Origin of the sequence: Rhizobium sp. SRDI969 (assembly GCF_025152725.1) — a bacterium.
Classification (GTDB): domain Bacteria; phylum Pseudomonadota; class Alphaproteobacteria; order Rhizobiales; family Rhizobiaceae; genus Rhizobium; species Rhizobium leguminosarum_I.
In genome coordinates, this window is the sequence record NZ_CP104039.1 from 187,581 (window position 1) to 202,892 (window position 15,312).

The following is a 15,312-nucleotide window of genomic DNA, read 5'->3' on the forward strand; positions in this document are numbered from 1 at the left end:
ATGCAATCCATTGAATCCACGGCGCTGGAGCCGACTAAGAGCGAAATGGCCGGTCTGTCCACGGGACAGAAAATCGGACGCCTGATCCCGGTCTACGGGTTGGTGATCCTGACCGTCGGTCTGATCGTGATCTTCTCGATCCTTCTGCCCGATACTTTCCCGACCCTGTTGAATGTCCGCTCGATCGTGTCCGACAAGGCCATCATCGCGCTTCTGTCGCTGGCTGCGATGATCCCGATGGCATCGGGCCGCATCGATCTGACCGTCGGCTATGGAATCGTACTTTGGCACATTCTCGCCATCAGCCTGCAGACGGCCTACGGCCTGCCCTGGCCGGTTGCGGTCGTCATCGTGCTCGCGATCGGTGTTCTGACCGGCTTCATCAACGGCCTGCTGGTCGAGGTCGCGAAAATCGACAGTTTCATTGCGACGCTCGGCACCGGAACGGTCCTCTATGCGCTTGCGCTCTGGCACACCGGCGGGCGACAGGTGGTCGGCGTCCTGCCGGAGGGATTCTATGCGCTGAACGGCACCATGCTGTTCGGCCTTCCGATCACCGGCTTCTACGTGCTCCTGATCGCCATCTGCATGTGGATCGTGCTCGAATACCTGCCGATCGGCCGCTATCTCTACGCCATCGGCGCCAATCCGAAGGCGGCAGCCCTCAATGGCATTCCGGTCCGCAAATTCGTGATCGGCGCATTCGTCACCTCGGGGCTGCTCGCGGCTCTGACCGGGGTCCTGCTCGCCTCGAAGCTGCGCATCGGCCAGGCGAGCGTCGGCCTCGAATATCTCCTGCCGGCGCTTGTCGGCGCGTTCCTCGGATCGACGACGATCAAGCCGGGACGGGTGAACGTCTGGGGCACCTTGATCGGCGTCATCATCCTGGCGGTCGGAATATCAGGAATTCAGCAATTCGGCGGGTCGTTCTTCGTCGAACCGCTGTTCAACGGCGTGACCCTGCTGATTGCCATCGGCATAGCAGGTTACGCCCAGCGCAAGCGCGGAGCTGTGAGGAGGATCACACCCGCATCCAAATGAGGATGCCGGCTCATCCCGGCATTTCATAACAAACAAAATGGAGGAGTGAACATGAAGCGCAGAACATTATTGCAGGCAACGGTCGCAACCGTCGCCGTTATGCTGAGCATGCCGGCATTGGCCGATTCAATGGCTGACGCCAAGGCCGTGGTCGAAAAATATGCTTCGAAGGTGAGCGCCTGGGATGGCCCGACGAGCGGCCCCAAGGGCGCTGCCGGAAAGAACATCGTCATTCTGGCCGCCGATATGAAGAACGGCGGCATCCTCGGCGTGGTCAATGGCGTTCAGGAGGCTGCAGGCGCGCTCGGCTGGACGGTGAAGGCGCTTGACGGCGCCGGTTCGATCGGCGGGCGCACCGCGGCGTTCGGCCAGGCCATGGCGCTGAAGCCGGATGGCATCATCATCAACGGCTTTGACGCAGTCGAGCAGAAGCCCGCGATGGAAGCAGCCAAGGCTGCCGGCATTCCGATGGTTTCCTGGCACGCTGCCTCGGCGGTCGGTCCGGTTCCCGACGTCGGTGTCTTCGCAAACGTGACCACCGATGCGATGGAAGTGTCGAAGTCGGCGGCGGACTGGGCCTTTGCCGATGCCGGCGGCAAGCCGGGCGTCATCATCTTTACCGATTCCACCTATGCGATCGCGATTGCCAAGGCCGATCGCATGAAGAAGGAGATCGAGGATCTCGGTGGCACCGTGCTCGAATATGTCGACACGCCGATCGCCGAAACCTCTCAGCGCATGCCGCAGCTGACCACATCGCTTCTGCAGAAGTATGGCGCGAAGTGGACGCATTCGCTGGCGATCAACGACCTCTATTACGACTTCATGGGACCTTCGCTCGCCTCGGCCGGCATTGCCGGCGACGGAAAACCGGTGAACGTCGCAGCCGGCGACGGTTCGGAGAGCGCCTATCAGCGTATCCGCGCCAAGCAATTCCAGGCCGTCACGGTCGCCGAGCCGCTCAACCTCCAGGGCTGGCAGCTCGTCGACGAATTGAACCGCGCCTTTGCGAAAGCTCCATGGTCCGGCTACGTGTCGCCGCTCCATGTGGTGACCAGTGAGAACGTCGAGTTTGACGGTGGACCGAAGAACAGCTTCGATCCCGACAACGGCTATCGCGATCAATACAAGAAAATCTGGGGCAAATAACCCTTTCCGATCGGGGCGTATCGATCGATACGCCCCGATCTCACGACAACACTCCAACATCGATCCAGCTCCGGCGAGTTTTGGAAAAGAGAACCTATGATCATTCGTTATGCTTTGTTTGAAGGCGAAATCCATCCCGGTAAAGAAGGGGAATTCCGCGAATTCGTGCGGCAGCGGCTCGTCCCTCTCTGGACGAAATTTCCAGGCGCCGAGGAAATCCGGGTGCTGGACGGGATGGAGCGCGACGAAGGCGCCCCGATCTATGCCATGGCGCTCGCCATTCGCTATCCCGACATGGATGCAGTGAACGCGGCACTTCTCTCCGACGTGCGGTCGCAGAGCCGCGAAGTCACCGGCGAACTCCTGCAGCTCTTTACCGGCAAGGTGCACCATCACGTATTCGCGGCCAACGAATACGCTCCGCATAGCGCCTGACACAAGGCGATGCCGACGTCCGCGACGACTTGGCGTCTGAAGGGCGGTCACTGCGGTTTGCTGCCAAGCCTTTATCAAGAGCAGGGTTAAACAAGGCCCCGTAAAGCGCCCGTGGACGAACGTCCCAGGCGCTTTTTTCACGCCTGGATACATCGACCCTCGTGCCGACGCGCCGGATGCGATCGTTCCGCTTGCCCGACTTTTGAGGACAATTTTCCCTCAGCGCCACTTTCATTAAACTAAATAGTCTATCGATTTAGTATATTATATTCCATCTAACCGTGCATCGCTCCTGCAATCAGCAATCCGAAACGGGAAGATCGACGATGACATTGGCAAAGACATTCAAAATTGCGTTGTTCAGTCTGCTTGGTCTCAGTGCCATTCACGGTCCGGCGGCAGCCGAGGCAGACGCTCCCCTGCTTCCAAAGGTGCCGTCGGGCACGGTGCTGACAATTGGCGATCCGGTCACGCAGAAAGCGCTCGAAGTGTCCGGCCTCGGCAAGGAGCTCAGTTTCGAGGTCAAATGGGCCAATATCAGCGGCGGCCCGCAGACGTCGGAAGCTTTCCGCGCCCATGCGCTCGATGTCGGATCGGTGGCCGAGATCCCTTCGATCTTCGCCAACTGGAACAATCTGCCCGTCCGCAACATCGCCTATCGCGAACGCCGTAACCCGATCGCCAATCCCATCTACCGCTTCGGCATCGCGCCAGGCGCGGCCGTCAGGACGCTCACGGACTTCCGCGGCAAGCGCATCGCCTTCAGCCCGGGTCAGGCCCAGGGCACGCTTGTTCTACGCGCGCTGCACGCGGCAGGCCTGAAGAGCGGTGACGTCACCCTGGTGGAACTGCCGAGCACCAGTGACGTCTACCCGAAGGCATTGGCGAGCAAGCAGGTCGATATCGCGCCGCTCGGCGGCGTCTACATCAGGCGCTACATCACCCAATACGGACCTGATGGCGCCACCCTCGTGGAGCATGGCCTGCGCGACGATCCGAGCCATCTCTATGCGCCGCAATGGGTTCTGGACGATCCCGCCAAGGCGGCAGCTCTCGCCGAATATGTCGGTCTGTGGGCACGCGCCACCGAATGGATGAACCGCAACCCGGACCTCTGGATCAAGGAATATTACGTCGGTCAGCAGGGCCTCAGCCAGGAGGACGGGGAATATCTCGTCAAGCTGACCGGCGAACAGATCGTTCCCGCCGATTGGAGCGAAGTGAAGAAGCGTCACCAGGAAACCATCGACCTGCTGGCAGACGAGCTCGGCTACAAGCCCCTCAATGTGGAGCAGATTTTCGACAATCGCTTCGAGAAGCTCGGCGCTGCGGCTTTGGCCAAGAGCCAGTAACGCTCGACACCCCTTCGGAGAGGAGATTTGAAGCATGGCAACCACTTGGGATGCAGATGAGGCGAAACTGTCGCGGTCGTCCGGCGGTCGAATTGTGAGGGCAGGTTCTCGCCTCGTAAAACCGGCTGGCTCCACTGGTCCCCGAGCCCGGCGCAGGTTAGGCCCCGGACCGGCGATCCCTTTCGGATTGCAGATCGGGCCGGCATTGCTCGTCTTGACCTGGGTCGTTGGCTCGGCGCTCGGATGGATCGACCCGCGGATCCTGTCGGCGCCGTGGACGGTGGCTGAGGCTTTCGTAAGGCTCATTGAGCAGGGTCGCCTGCAGGATAACTTCGTGACATCGGCGACACGCGCCCTGCTCGGCCTTAGCATCGGTTTGCTGATCGGTACGGTCCTAGCGGTGATCGCCGGCCTTTCCCGGATCGGCGAAGCCCTGATCGACGGGCCGGTCCAGATCAAGCGCTCGATACCGACGCTGGCCCTGATCCCCTTGCTGATTCTGTGGTTCGGCATCGGCGAGAGCATGAAGGTTACGACCATCGCGCTTGCCGTGATCGTGCCGATTTACATCCACACCCACAACGCGCTCCGCAGCATCGACAGCCGCTATCTCGAACTGGCCGAAACCCTGCGGATGAGCCAGAAGGACTTCATCCTTCAGGTCGTGCTGCCTGGTGCCTTGCCGGGTTTCCTTCTGGGTCTGCGGTTTGCCGTCACCCTCTGCTGGGTTTCTCTCGTCGTGGTCGAGCAGATCAACGCCACTAGCGGGCTCGGTTACATGATCGATCTTGCCCGAAATTACGGGCAGACCGAGGTCATTCTCGTCGGCCTGGTGGTCTATGTGCTGCTGGGTCTCGTCTCGGACGGTCTCGTCCGCCTGCTTGAACGGAGGGCCCTCTCATGGCGCCGCACCCTGGCAAACTGAACCCCGCAAACAAAGCCGTCCACGTGCGAGATCTCGCACGGCGGTTTGCGATGAAGACGATCCTCGACGGCGTCGATCTCGATATCGATGAAGGCGAATTCGTTGCCCTGCTTGGCCGCAGCGGCTCCGGCAAAAGTACGTTCCTCAGGGCTCTTGCCGGTCTGGATCACGGTGTCGAGGGAACCGGCACCCTCGAGACGCCGGAGAGCCTTTCGGTGGTTTTCCAGGACGCCCGCCTGCTGCCCTGGCGCACCGTCATCCAGAACGTCACGCTCGGCTTGACCGGCGTCTCCGGCCAGGAAGCCGGACGGAAGGCTTTGGCGGAGGTAGGACTTGCAGGCCGGGAAACGGCGTGGCCGAACCAGCTTTCGGGTGGCGAGCAGCAGAGGGTCGCTCTTGCCCGTTCGCTGGTGCGCGAACCGGCCCTGCTTCTCGCCGATGAGCCGTTCGGCGCGCTCGACGCGCTGACCCGGCTGAAAATGCACGATCTGCTGCGGGAGTTGTGCGCCAGACACCGTCCTGCCGTGCTGCTCGTCACCCACGACGTCGATGAGGCGATTTCGCTGGCTGACCGCATACTGGTTCTCGATGAAGGCCGCCTCATCGAGGATCTCAGGATCGATCTGCCGACGCCGCGCGATCACGGCGATCCGCGCTTTGCGCAATTTCGCATCCACCTCCTAAGCCGGCTCGGGGTCGAGCTTCCGGGCCGCAAGGCCGCCTGACATCAGCAACAGTTCAATTTGATCTTAGGGATAAGCCAATGAGCACATCGAAAAGGCAAATGCGGCTTGGCGCATTCATCATGGCGACCGGCCATCATATCGCCGCCTGGCGCCATCCCGAGGCGCAGGCTGATGCCGGTCTCAATATCGATCACTACCGCGAGCTCGCCCAGATCGCCGAACGCGGCAAATTCGATCTCGTCTTCGTCGCCGACAGTCCGGCGGGATGGGACCGCGCCAAGGACCCGGAAGCGTTTCGCCGCACCGCCCAGGGCGCTCATTTCGAGCCGCTGACACTTTGGGCCGCCCTCTCGCAGGTGACCAAACATATCGGCTTCGTCGCCACGGCATCGACGACCTATGAGGACCCCTACCTCCTCGCCCGCAGATTTGCGTCGCTCGACTATATTTCCAAGGGTCGTGCGGCATGGAACGTCGTCACGACAGGCGCGGATGTTTCGAAGAATTTTTCGATATCAGGCCATCCCGCCCATGCCGATCGCTACGAGCGGGCCGAGGAATTCGTCGATCTTGTGAAGGGCTTGTGGGATTCCTATGAAGACGATGCCTTTATCCGCGACAAGGAAAGCGGGGTCTATCTCGATCCCGATAAGGTGCATCTCGTCGATCACAAGGGCAAATTCTTCTCGGTGGCCGGTCCGCTCAACGTCGGCCGTCCGCTGCAGGGCTATCCTGTCATCGTGCAGGCCGGCGCATCGGAACCGGGTCGCGAACTTGCCGCCCGCACGGCCGAAATGATCTTCACCGCCAACCAGACCTTCGAGGATGCGCAGGAATTCTATTCCGACGTCAAAGGGCGGCTCGCCCGCTACGGACGCCGGCCGGACGAACTGTTGATCAGTCCCGGCATATTCCCAGTTCTCGGCGGGACGGAAGCGGAAGCCCAGGCGAATTACGACCATATCCAATCGCTGGTTCATCCCTCCATCGCCTGGAATATCCTTGCCCGCCACTACAAGGGCGTCGATCTTTCCGGCTACTCGCTGGATGATCCCGCCCCTCCCCTGCCTGATAATACCGAACTCAACAAGAGCCGCCTCAAGCTGGTTTCCGACCTGGTATCACGCAACAATTTGACGCTACGCCAATTCTATCTGGCGGTCGCCACCGCTCGCGGCCATCGAACGGTTGTGGGAACACCCGAGCAGATCGCCGATGCGATGCAGAGCTGGTTCGAAAACGGTGCCGCCGACGCCTTCAACATCATGCCGCCGATCCTGCCCACCGCCTTGACCGATTTCGTCGATCAGGTCGTCCCGATCCTGCGCAAGCGCGGCCTGTTCCGGCACGAATACGAAGGCACGACGCTGCGGGAGAATCTTGGCCTCCAACGCCCGCCGAATGGCTTTGTGGTTCGGGCAGGGCAGCAGGTGCAGGCGGCAGTATAATTTCCCGGGGGGGATTTCCCCCGGTTTCCTTGTTCCAATCACACAGAACTGCAGCATCGCATGAGCAATGATTCCGAATTTCTCTGGTATATTCCGAACGACATCAAAGCCGGTCATCGCGGCGATTCCGCCGTCGAGAACCACAACAGCCTGGATACGCTGACCAGCCACGCAAGGGCGTTGGAGGAACATGGCTGGAAGGGGGCGCTCATCGGCACCGGTTGGGGCCGCCCCGACACGTTTACCGTCGCGGCCTCGCTCGCCGCCCGGACCACCACTTTCGAGCCGCTCATTGCGATCCGCCCAGGCTATTGGCGACCGGCGAACTTCGCTTCCGCGGCGGCGACGCTGGACCATCTGACCGGCGGCCGCGTGCGGATCAACATCGTGTCGGGCAAGGACAACCTGGCTGCCTACGGCGACAGCGAGGGAGATCAGGCACACCGTTATGCCAGGACCAAGGAGTTCATGCGGCTGGTCCGCAGATTGTGGACCGAAGACAACGTCACATTCGGGGGCGAGCACTTCCGGGTCGCTGACTCCACCGTGGTGCCGCACATCCAGGTCCGCGGCGACCGTTGGCACCCCAAATTCTATTTTGGCGGTGCTTCGGAGGCGGCAGAGCGGGTGGCCGCCACGGAGGCCGATGTCCAGCTTTTCTGGGGTGAACCGATCGACGGTGTCCGCGAACGGATCGCGCGGCTCAAGGCGTTGAGCCGGGAACTGGACCGCGACCTCCCGCCGCTGGAATTCGGCCTGCGGATAACGACGCTGGTCCGCGACACCACCGAACAGGCCTGGACCGACGCCGAGGCGAAGGTCGCCGAGATGGCCAGAAGCAAGGGTGCGGGCTGGCATGATCACCAACGCGCGCAGGCCGTCGGCCAGCAGCGGCTGCTCGATCTGCATGAGCGCGGCGACGTCCTCGACGACAACCTCTATACCGCGCCGGGCAAGTTCGGCGGCGGCGGCGCCGGCACCACCTGGCTGGTCGGGTCGGCGGAAGACGTCGCCCGCTCGCTGCGCAAATATCAGGATCTCGGCATCACCCATTTCGTGCTGTCCGACACGCCCTATCTCTCCGAGATCAAGCGGCAGGGCGATCAGCTTCTTCCGCTGCTGCGCGGCTGAAGCCAGAGAAGCCGCGCTCCGGCACCGCAGCTGCAATTCATGCCGATTGCCGAGACCGTTCAGAGCGTCGCGCAGTTCGCGGGCAAGCCGCAGAGCCTTGCTGTGCGGGGGGAGGTTGAAGATTTCGCAACCACCGGGAGAGCGCTCGTCAAATTGTCCATCCGAAAGGCGCAAATGCTATCCAAATAGAGCGCTATAGCCCTGCTCCGCTGGCTCCGTTTACACTCTCTAAAATATATTACTCTAATTTTTTAGATATCGGGGCGACGTTCTTGAGGACAGTCACCTTCGCCATGAGGGCGGGTCAGGCACCCGAATTTCGTACGAAATCGGCTTTTATTGCTTTGACGGATGTCCCGTATCTCAAGCGCAATTCCGGGCACCGAGGTGCCTGTCGGATGCACTCGGAGACACCGAGGCTCTGCATTTGAATGAGATATGACAAGCAATCCTGGCTGTCGAGACATCCTTCCAACAAACCTCACCGCGAGGAGAGAGTGCATATGAAGAATATCGTGAGTTTCGGAGTTGTGGCGCGCTTGGCGCTTGGCTTCAGCGTTCTCCTTTTGCTGATGGTCGGCTTGACCATCTATTCGACGGAAAAAGTTGCGCAGATCAACGATAAGCTTGGCACCATCAACGACGTCAACAGCGTGAAGCAGCGGTTTGCCATCAACTATCGCGGCAGCGTGCACGATCGGGCGATCGCCATCCGCGACGTCACTCTGGTGACGTCTGCCGATGAGCGGAAGACCGCCGAGGCATTGATCGAAAAGCTGGCCGCCTCCTACGCCGAGAATGAAAAGCGCATGGCGGATATGGTTGCATCTCCGGCCGGTGCGACGGAACAGGAAAAGACCATTCTCGGTGAGATTGCAGACATCCAGGCGAAGACCAATCCTCTGGTCGCCCAGATCATTGCGCAGCAGGAGAAGGGCGACGGCGAGGCCGCTCGCAAGATCCTGCTCGAACAGGCTCGGCCGGCCTTCGTTGCCTGGCTTGGCGCCATCAACAAATTCATCGACTATCAGGAAGCGCTGAACAAATCGATTGGTGGCGAGGTTCGCAGCACGGCAAGCGGCTTCAAGCCATTGGCGCTGACCGCGCTTGGCATTGCGGCTGTTCTTTCACTGGTTGCCGCCGCCGTGACCGCACGCACGATCGTCGGCCCGCTGGCAAAACTTCAGCTTTCGCTGAAAGCGATGGCGGACGGCAATCTTAACGGTGATCGCCGCCTCGAAGCGCGGGGCGACGAGATCGGCAAGCTTGCACGGGCGGTGGCAGGGCTGCGCGACGCAATTTCAGCAAAGGCCGAACGGGAAGCTGACGCCGAGGCGAAGAGAGCTGTGTCGGAGCGGCATCGGCTCGAGCAGGATGCAGATGAACGCCGCACCCTCGCCGAGCAGACGGACAAGGCTGTCGGCCAGCTTGGCGATGCGCTGCAGGCGCTGGCTGACGGCGACCTCACACAGCAGATTGGCACTCCGTTCATTCCGTCTCTGGAAAAACTGAGAGCCGACTTCAATTCTGCGGTCGAAAAGCTTCGTGCCGCCATGCAGAAGGTTGCCCAGAACGCCAGCGCCATCGCCGCCGGTGCACAGGAGATCCGCTCCTCCTCGGACGATCTCGCCAGGCGGACCGAACAGCAGGCAGCCTCGGTCGAGGAAACCGCCGCTGCCTTGGAAGAGATTACGACCACCGTTGCCGACTCGAGCAACAAGGCTCAGGAAGCCGGCCAGCTCGTCCGCAAGACGAAGGATAGTGCCGAGCGGTCGGGCAGTGTCGTTCGGGATGCGGTCGATGCCATGGGCAAGATCGAATCCTCCGCCACCGAAATCGGCAGCATCATCGGCGTCATCGATGAAATCGCGTTCCAGACCAACCTGCTGGCGCTCAATGCCGGCGTCGAAGCCGCCCGTGCCGGCGAGGCAGGTAAGGGCTTTGCCGTCGTCGCTCAGGAAGTGCGCGAGCTGGCGCAACGCTCCGCCAAGGCGGCAAAAGAAATCAAGGAACTTATCAACGCTTCGAACGGCCACGTCAAAAGCGGCGTGGCCTTGGTTGGCGAGACCGGAAGGGCGCTGAAAGAGATTGCCGAGCAGGTACAGCAGGTCGACGGCAATGTGGGGGCCATCGTCGGCGCTTCGCAAGAGCAGGCGACGGGGCTGAAAGAGATCAATACCGCCGTCAACAAGATGGATCAGGGGACGCAGCAGAACGCCGCCATGGTGGAAGAAGCCACAGCGGCGGCCCACAAGCTCGCCAAGGAAGCCGATGCGCTGTTTCAGCTGCTGGGCCAGTTCAACATTGGTGGAGTAGTGGCACCAAAGCGCGCCTCGCAGCCCGTTGCCGCGGCGCCCCGTTCTCAACCGGCGCCCTCGCCTGCCCGCCAGATGATTGCCAAGGTAGGTAAGTCGTTCCAGACGAACGGGAATGCAGCATTGGCCGGCGATTGGGAAGAATTTTAAGTCGCCCTGATTTCCCTCCAGCCTATGCTGGAACGCCAAAGCGGCATAATTTTGCGAAGGGCAGCGTTTGCTGCCCTTCGCATTTGAATCTTATGCCCGAGCCGGAGTCTTGACCGGAAGCAGGGCACTGACAACAACCGCAACGGCGATGTTGGCTGCAAGCGCCAGCAGTCCGGTATAGACGGTGAAGGGTTCGCCTCCGAGGCTAATCAGATGCAGAGGCTTCCAGCCGGCATCCCAGACGAGGAAAGTACCGCCGCAGAAGCCGACGAACCAGCCGGCAAGCAGGCCGGGTGCACGGAACCAGTTGGTATAGAGGCCGAAGACCAGGGCCGGAAGCGTCTGCAGGATCCAGATGCCGCCGAGCAGCTGCAGGTCGAGTGCGAATTGCGTCGGCAGGAAGATGATGACGAGAAGCGCACCGATCTTCACGACGAGCGAGGTGATCTTTGCAACCTTCGCCTCGCCCGCATCGCTGACGTCAGGATCGACATAGGCTTTCCAGAAATTGCGGGTGAAGAGATTGGCGGCGCCGATGCTCATTACCGCTGCCGGCACCAGTGCGCCGATGGCGATCGCCGCAAAGGCGAAGCCGGAGAACCAGCCCGAAAACAGCGTCTTGAACAGCGTCGGAACGACGTCATTGGCGCTGTCGAGCTTCAGGTTGGCGGCATGCCCCATATAGCCGAGCAGCGCCAGAAGGCCGAGCAGCAGCGTATAGGCGGGCAGCATGATCGCATTCTTACGGATCGTCTTGCCGCTGTTGGAGGCAAAGATGCCGGTCAGCGTATGCGGATACATGAAGGCCGCGAGCGCCGAACCCAAGGCGAGCGTGGCATAGGCGACATACTGGTTGCCACCGAGCAGCAGGTTGCCGGAACCCTTGGCCTGGAAAGCCGCATCGGCCGAGGCAAAGACGTTGGCGTAACCGCCGAGTTTCGATGGGATCAGTGCGACGGCCGCGATCACGACGATATAGATCATAATATCCTTGACGAAGGCGATCAGCGCCGGCGCGCGCAGGCCGGCGGAGTAGGTGTAGAGCGCCAGCACGATAAAGGCGATCGCCAGCGGCAACTCGCCATGCAGCCCGAGCGCCTTCAGCACCGCCGTCATGCCGACGAGCTGGAGGGCGATATAGGGCATGGTGGCGATGACGCCTGTTGCCGCGACGGCGAGTTCGAGACCGCGCGATCCGTATTGACCGTGGACGACGTCGCCAGCCGTCACATAGCCGAAATCCTTGGCGCGTTTCCACAGCACAGGCATGACCATGAAGACGAAGGGATAAACGACGATGGTGTAGGGCAGCGCAAAGAAGCCGTAGGCTCCCACGGTATAGACCAGCGCCGGGACGGCGATCACGGTGTAGGCGGTATAGAAATCGCCGCCGACGAGGAACCAGGTGATCCAGGTGCCGAAGTTGCGTCCGCCGAGACCCCATTCATCGATATGGGCCAGTGTCTCGGGCTTACGCCAACGGCTGGCGACGAAGCCCATGACCGTGACCAAAACGAAAAAGAAGATGAAGACGGCAAGCGCCGTGCCGTTGATGTCAGTCGTCATGGCGGGTGCTCCGATAGGCGATCCAGGTCAACGTCGCGGTGATCGGCACCCAGAGAAGCTGATACCAATAGAAGAAGGGAAAGCCGAAAAGAGACGGCTCGCGGACATTGTAAAATGGCGGCCAGAGCAGACCTATGTAGGGAATGACAAGCAGCCAGAGCGCTGCCTTGCTACGTGGTTTTTCCATGTCGGAATACCTTTCAGGCGCCGCGGGCGGCGGTCGCCATGTTCCAGTTGTCGGCGTGGAAGGCAGGTCTGTCAGCCGGCGGCCGCAGCAGGCCCAGCTTGGGTCGCTCGAGGTTTTCCGACCGATCGGAAGCTGATATAACGCATGTGAATTCCTCCCAACGGCTCGCACTTGGCCAGCCGTGGATGGAGTCCTATGGCGCCGGTTTTAAGCTCGCAAGATCGAGGCGGCGCTGAAATGCCGGGGCCTACCCAGAAGTGGGTAGATGCAATTTATCCGACTTTCGAGACGATGCCGTGATCGAGCGCATAGCGGATGAGGCCCGCTGTAGTGGCGATACCGAGCTTCTTCTTGAGGTTCTTGCGATGGGTTTCCGCGGTGGCGGAGGTGATCCCGAGCGTTTCGGCGATCTCCTTGTTGCTTCTGCCGGCAACGATCAGCCCGAGAATGTCGCGTTCGCGCGGCGTCAGGGGATCGGTTCCCTCCTCCGCGCGTTCGCCCATCAGCGCGTCGAAGACGCCGGAGGAGAAATATGTCCCCCCGCCCGCCACGGTCTCGATGGCCGAGACGATCTCGTCGGTCGAAACGTCCTTCAGGATGTAACCGGCAGCGCCGTGCATGACCGAAGAGGAAATATACTCGCGGCTGTCATGCATGGAGAGCATCACCACCCGCGCCTGGGGAAGTTCGTTCCTGAACAATTCGATCGCATCGATGCCGCTCAGCTTCGGCATGTTGATGTCCATCAGCACGACCTGCGGCAGAACTTGCCGGCCGATCTCCAGCCCCGCTTGCGCGAGCCCCGCCGTGCCGGCGACTTCGATATGGTCGAATGTTTCGAGCACGGCCTTCAACCCATCCAGCACCAGCGGATGGTTGTCGATCAAGAGCACCCTGATTTTCGGGCGTTCCGTCATGCGGCTTCTGCCTGCTTGCCGGCGGGGAGATTGGCCGATTTCGGCAGCATCGCCGTCAGCGTCGTGCCGGCCTCGCTACTGTTGATTAACAGCAGGCCGCGGAAGTGGGCCATCCGCTCCTGCATATTGCGCAGGCCGAGACCTGATCTGCCGGAGACCCCGTCTTTAATGCCGTCGAAGCCGGTACCGTTGTCGGTGATCGTCATGCGAGCCCGACCGCCGTCGCTCCAGAGCTTGACCGCAAGCTTGGAGGCGCCCGAGTGGCGTTCGACATTGTTGAACGCTTCCTGGGCGACACGATAAAGTGCGGTATTGGCTTCGGCCTTCAGCGTGTCGGTGAAGTTCGAAGCGTCGATCTTCGTCTCGATCCCCGTCCGCTCGGCAAAATGATAGCAGAGTGCCTCCAGCGCCGCCGTCAGGCCGAGGTCGTCGAGCACACGCGGGCGCAGATCGTGCGACAGCCGCCTGATTTCCTTGATGGCGCCGTTCAGCGCCTCGACACCGCGGTCGATGGTGACAGCCGCATCGTCGACATTGGTCCTGACCTTGCGGCCGGCAAGGTCCATCGCATAACGCACGCCGACGAGATTTTGGGAAATGCCGTCGTGCAACTCGCGGGCAAGCCGCGCGCGCTCTTCTTCCTGCGTATCGATGACCCGCTGTGTCAGCTGCTTGAGCCGGCTGTCGGCCATGCGGCGCTCATGGAACGTCAGCAGCATGCAGGTGGTGAAAACGACAAGCACCGAAGGCACGGCGATCAGCGCGACGATGACAAAGGTCCGTTTTATGTTGGCGCGCATAACCGCGTTGGCGGTGGCACTTTGGGCAAAGACGTCATCCAGATAAACGCCGGTGCCGACGACCCAGTGCCATTTGTCGAGGCTGACAACGAAGGAGAGCTTGTCGGCGATCTGTCCGGTCGATGGTTTCTGCCATTTGTACTGATGCAGGCCCCCGCCTGCTCTTGCCGTGGCGATCAGCTCGGCAATGACCTTGTCGCCATCCGGATCGGTGAGGTCGAGCCAATTGTGCCCATGTCGGAAGCTCTGGCGCGGATGGACGATGTTGTTGCCGTCGTAATCGTAGACGAAGAAATATCCGTCCTTGCCGTAGTCGAGCGAAGTCAGGATCGCCGCCACCTGTTGCTTGGCGGCTTCGTTGTCGGCACCGGCATTGTCATAGATCGTCTGGATGGCGGACAGGGCAAGGTTGGTCAGATTGAGGATCTCGGCTTCCTTGGTCTTCAGCATGTTCTGCTCGAACGTGTCGATGCTGTTCTTGGCAAGGTTTGCCGATTGCCAGGTGATGAAGGTGGTGATCGCAAGGATCGAAATGACGAGCGGAACGATCGCCAATGCGATGATCTGGTGTCGTAACGTCAACGATCATTCCTCCCGAGAATTTGCGCCGGGAATTATGCCCTTTGTCAAATGCGAGTCCAGCGGCTTGTCGCTGCCCATCTGTCGCGCGGGAAGCAATGCCGGCGGGGCATCGCCTCCGCGCTAGTCCAGCGGCACGAACAGGCCGAGCTTGACGTCCCGCAGCACGACATTCGTGTGCATGCGGCGGATCTGCGGATTGTCAGCCATGATCAGGGCGGCGATATCGTCATAATGCTCGACGTCGCGGGCGGTGACGATCGCGATCAGATCGACCGCACCGGTGACATAATAGACCTGCTGAATATGATCCTGCTTTTCCGCCCAGAGGCGGAACTTCGCCAGCGCGTCGTAATTGTCCCGCTCGATCTCCATCCCGACGATGAACACCATCGCTGTGCCCGTCGCCTTGCGGTCGACGACGGCGACCTCCGCCTTGATGATCCCTTCCTCGCGCAGCCGCTTCAACCGCCTCTGCACGGCCGACACCGACAGTCCGATCCGTTCGGCAATCGTTTCGGCTTTCAGCTGGCAGTCGCGCTGAACGATATCGAGAATGTCACGGTCAAAACGATCGAGCTGTTCCATTGTCAAATCCTAGTTCTCGCCGCAGCAATTCGCGCATTCTGCC

14 protein-coding genes are annotated in these 15,312 nt (G+C 61.0%); 9 read left to right on the forward strand and 5 right to left on the reverse strand.

From position 1 onward, the window contains the following. From N2A41_RS32575 to N2A41_RS32615, 9 genes are all read left to right on the forward strand, one after another. Entirely contained in the window at positions 1-1,041 is a 1,041-nt protein-coding gene (locus tag N2A41_RS32575; RefSeq protein ID WP_260112026.1) for an ABC transporter permease, read from the forward strand. A gap of 51 nt (positions 1,042-1,092) precedes the next feature. Next, the gene (locus N2A41_RS32580; RefSeq protein ID WP_222280596.1) at positions 1,093-2,190 is read left to right on the forward strand and encodes an ABC transporter substrate-binding protein; all 1,098 of its coding nucleotides are present in this window, start codon (positions 1,093-1,095) and stop codon (positions 2,188-2,190) included. A 96-nt stretch (positions 2,191-2,286) separates the two neighbouring features. Continuing rightward, the gene (locus N2A41_RS32585) at positions 2,287-2,625 is read left to right on the forward strand and encodes a hypothetical protein (RefSeq protein WP_222287821.1); all 339 of its coding nucleotides are present in this window, start codon (positions 2,287-2,289) and stop codon (positions 2,623-2,625) included. Positions 2,626-2,951: 326 nt separating this feature from the next. Then, the gene (locus N2A41_RS32590; RefSeq protein ID WP_260112027.1) at positions 2,952-3,977 is read left to right on the forward strand and encodes an ABC transporter substrate-binding protein; all 1,026 of its coding nucleotides are present in this window, start codon (positions 2,952-2,954) and stop codon (positions 3,975-3,977) included. Positions 3,978-4,011: 34 nt separating this feature from the next. Beyond that, on the forward strand, positions 4,012-4,902 hold the full coding sequence (locus N2A41_RS32595) for an ABC transporter permease (protein WP_260112028.1): 891 nt from the start codon (positions 4,012-4,014) through the stop codon (positions 4,900-4,902). Then, positions 4,878-5,627 (forward strand): ABC transporter ATP-binding protein, encoded by a 750-nt coding sequence (locus N2A41_RS32600; RefSeq protein ID WP_260112029.1) that lies wholly within the window; start codon positions 4,878-4,880, stop codon positions 5,625-5,627. The genes N2A41_RS32595 and N2A41_RS32600 overlap by 25 nt, the downstream gene beginning before the upstream one ends. 38 nt (positions 5,628-5,665) lie before the next feature. Continuing rightward, a complete protein-coding gene (locus tag N2A41_RS32605) occupies positions 5,666-7,036 on the forward strand; it encodes an LLM class flavin-dependent oxidoreductase (RefSeq protein ID WP_260112030.1) in 1,371 nt (456 codons plus the stop codon). 60 nt (positions 7,037-7,096) lie between these two features. Further along, the gene (locus tag N2A41_RS32610) at positions 7,097-8,167 is read left to right on the forward strand and encodes an LLM class flavin-dependent oxidoreductase (protein WP_260112031.1); all 1,071 of its coding nucleotides are present in this window, start codon (positions 7,097-7,099) and stop codon (positions 8,165-8,167) included. 503 nt (positions 8,168-8,670) lie between these two features. Beyond that, the gene (locus N2A41_RS32615) at positions 8,671-10,632 is read left to right on the forward strand and encodes a HAMP domain-containing methyl-accepting chemotaxis protein (RefSeq protein ID WP_260112032.1); all 1,962 of its coding nucleotides are present in this window, start codon (positions 8,671-8,673) and stop codon (positions 10,630-10,632) included. A gap of 90 nt (positions 10,633-10,722) precedes the next feature. On the opposite strand, the gene mctP is transcribed toward N2A41_RS32615, so the two are convergent. The 5 genes from mctP to N2A41_RS32640 all read right to left on the reverse strand — a co-directional run bounded on the left by mctP (position 10,723) and on the right by N2A41_RS32640 (position 15,269). Beyond that, a complete protein-coding gene (gene mctP / locus N2A41_RS32620) occupies positions 10,723-12,198 on the reverse strand; it encodes a sodium:solute symporter family monocarboxylate transporter (RefSeq protein ID WP_260112033.1) in 1,476 nt (491 codons plus the stop codon). Next, positions 12,188-12,385 (reverse strand): DUF3311 domain-containing protein, encoded by a 198-nt coding sequence (locus N2A41_RS32625; protein ID WP_130689074.1) that lies wholly within the window; start codon positions 12,383-12,385, stop codon positions 12,188-12,190. The genes mctP and N2A41_RS32625 overlap by 11 nt, the downstream gene beginning before the upstream one ends. A 272-nt stretch (positions 12,386-12,657) precedes the next feature. After that, positions 12,658-13,302: a two-component system response regulator MctR gene (gene mctR / locus N2A41_RS32630; RefSeq protein ID WP_017968690.1), complete on the reverse strand. Its 645-nt coding sequence runs from the start codon at positions 13,300-13,302 to the stop codon at positions 12,658-12,660. Next, a complete protein-coding gene (gene mctS, locus N2A41_RS32635; RefSeq protein WP_260112034.1) occupies positions 13,299-14,684 on the reverse strand; it encodes a sensor histidine kinase MctS in 1,386 nt (461 codons plus the stop codon). The genes mctR and mctS overlap by 4 nt, the downstream gene beginning before the upstream one ends. A gap of 120 nt (positions 14,685-14,804) precedes the next feature. Then, on the reverse strand, positions 14,805-15,269 hold the full coding sequence (locus tag N2A41_RS32640; RefSeq protein WP_003555489.1) for an Lrp/AsnC family transcriptional regulator: 465 nt from the start codon (positions 15,267-15,269) through the stop codon (positions 14,805-14,807). Positions 15,270-15,312 lie beyond the last annotated feature (43 nt).

What these genes read in the sequence shown, in the direction of transcription:
- mctP (WP_260112033.1), bottom strand. Translation starts at nt 12,198, where the DNA reads ATGACGACTGACATCAACGGCACGGCGCTTGCCGTCTTCATCTTCTTT.
- N2A41_RS32625 (WP_130689074.1), bottom strand. Translation starts at nt 12,385, where the DNA reads ATGGAAAAACCACGTAGCAAGGCAGCGCTCTGGCTGCTTGTCATTCCC.
- N2A41_RS32585 (WP_222287821.1), top strand. Translation starts at nt 2,287, where the DNA reads ATGATCATTCGTTATGCTTTGTTTGAAGGCGAAATCCATCCCGGTAAA.
- N2A41_RS32640 (WP_003555489.1), bottom strand. Translation starts at nt 15,269, where the DNA reads ATGGAACAGCTCGATCGTTTTGACCGTGACATTCTCGATATCGTTCAG.
- N2A41_RS32615 (WP_260112032.1), top strand. Translation starts at nt 8,671, where the DNA reads ATGAAGAATATCGTGAGTTTCGGAGTTGTGGCGCGCTTGGCGCTTGGC.
- N2A41_RS32590 (WP_260112027.1), top strand. Translation starts at nt 2,952, where the DNA reads ATGACATTGGCAAAGACATTCAAAATTGCGTTGTTCAGTCTGCTTGGT.
- N2A41_RS32605 (WP_260112030.1), top strand. Translation starts at nt 5,666, where the DNA reads ATGAGCACATCGAAAAGGCAAATGCGGCTTGGCGCATTCATCATGGCG.
- mctR (WP_017968690.1), bottom strand. Translation starts at nt 13,302, where the DNA reads ATGACGGAACGCCCGAAAATCAGGGTGCTCTTGATCGACAACCATCCG.
- N2A41_RS32600 (WP_260112029.1), top strand. Translation starts at nt 4,878, where the DNA reads ATGGCGCCGCACCCTGGCAAACTGAACCCCGCAAACAAAGCCGTCCAC.
- N2A41_RS32595 (WP_260112028.1), top strand. Translation starts at nt 4,012, where the DNA reads ATGGCAACCACTTGGGATGCAGATGAGGCGAAACTGTCGCGGTCGTCC.
- N2A41_RS32610 (WP_260112031.1), top strand. Translation starts at nt 7,097, where the DNA reads ATGAGCAATGATTCCGAATTTCTCTGGTATATTCCGAACGACATCAAA.
- N2A41_RS32575 (WP_260112026.1), top strand. Translation starts at nt 1, where the DNA reads ATGCAATCCATTGAATCCACGGCGCTGGAGCCGACTAAGAGCGAAATG.
- N2A41_RS32580 (WP_222280596.1), top strand. Translation starts at nt 1,093, where the DNA reads ATGAAGCGCAGAACATTATTGCAGGCAACGGTCGCAACCGTCGCCGTT.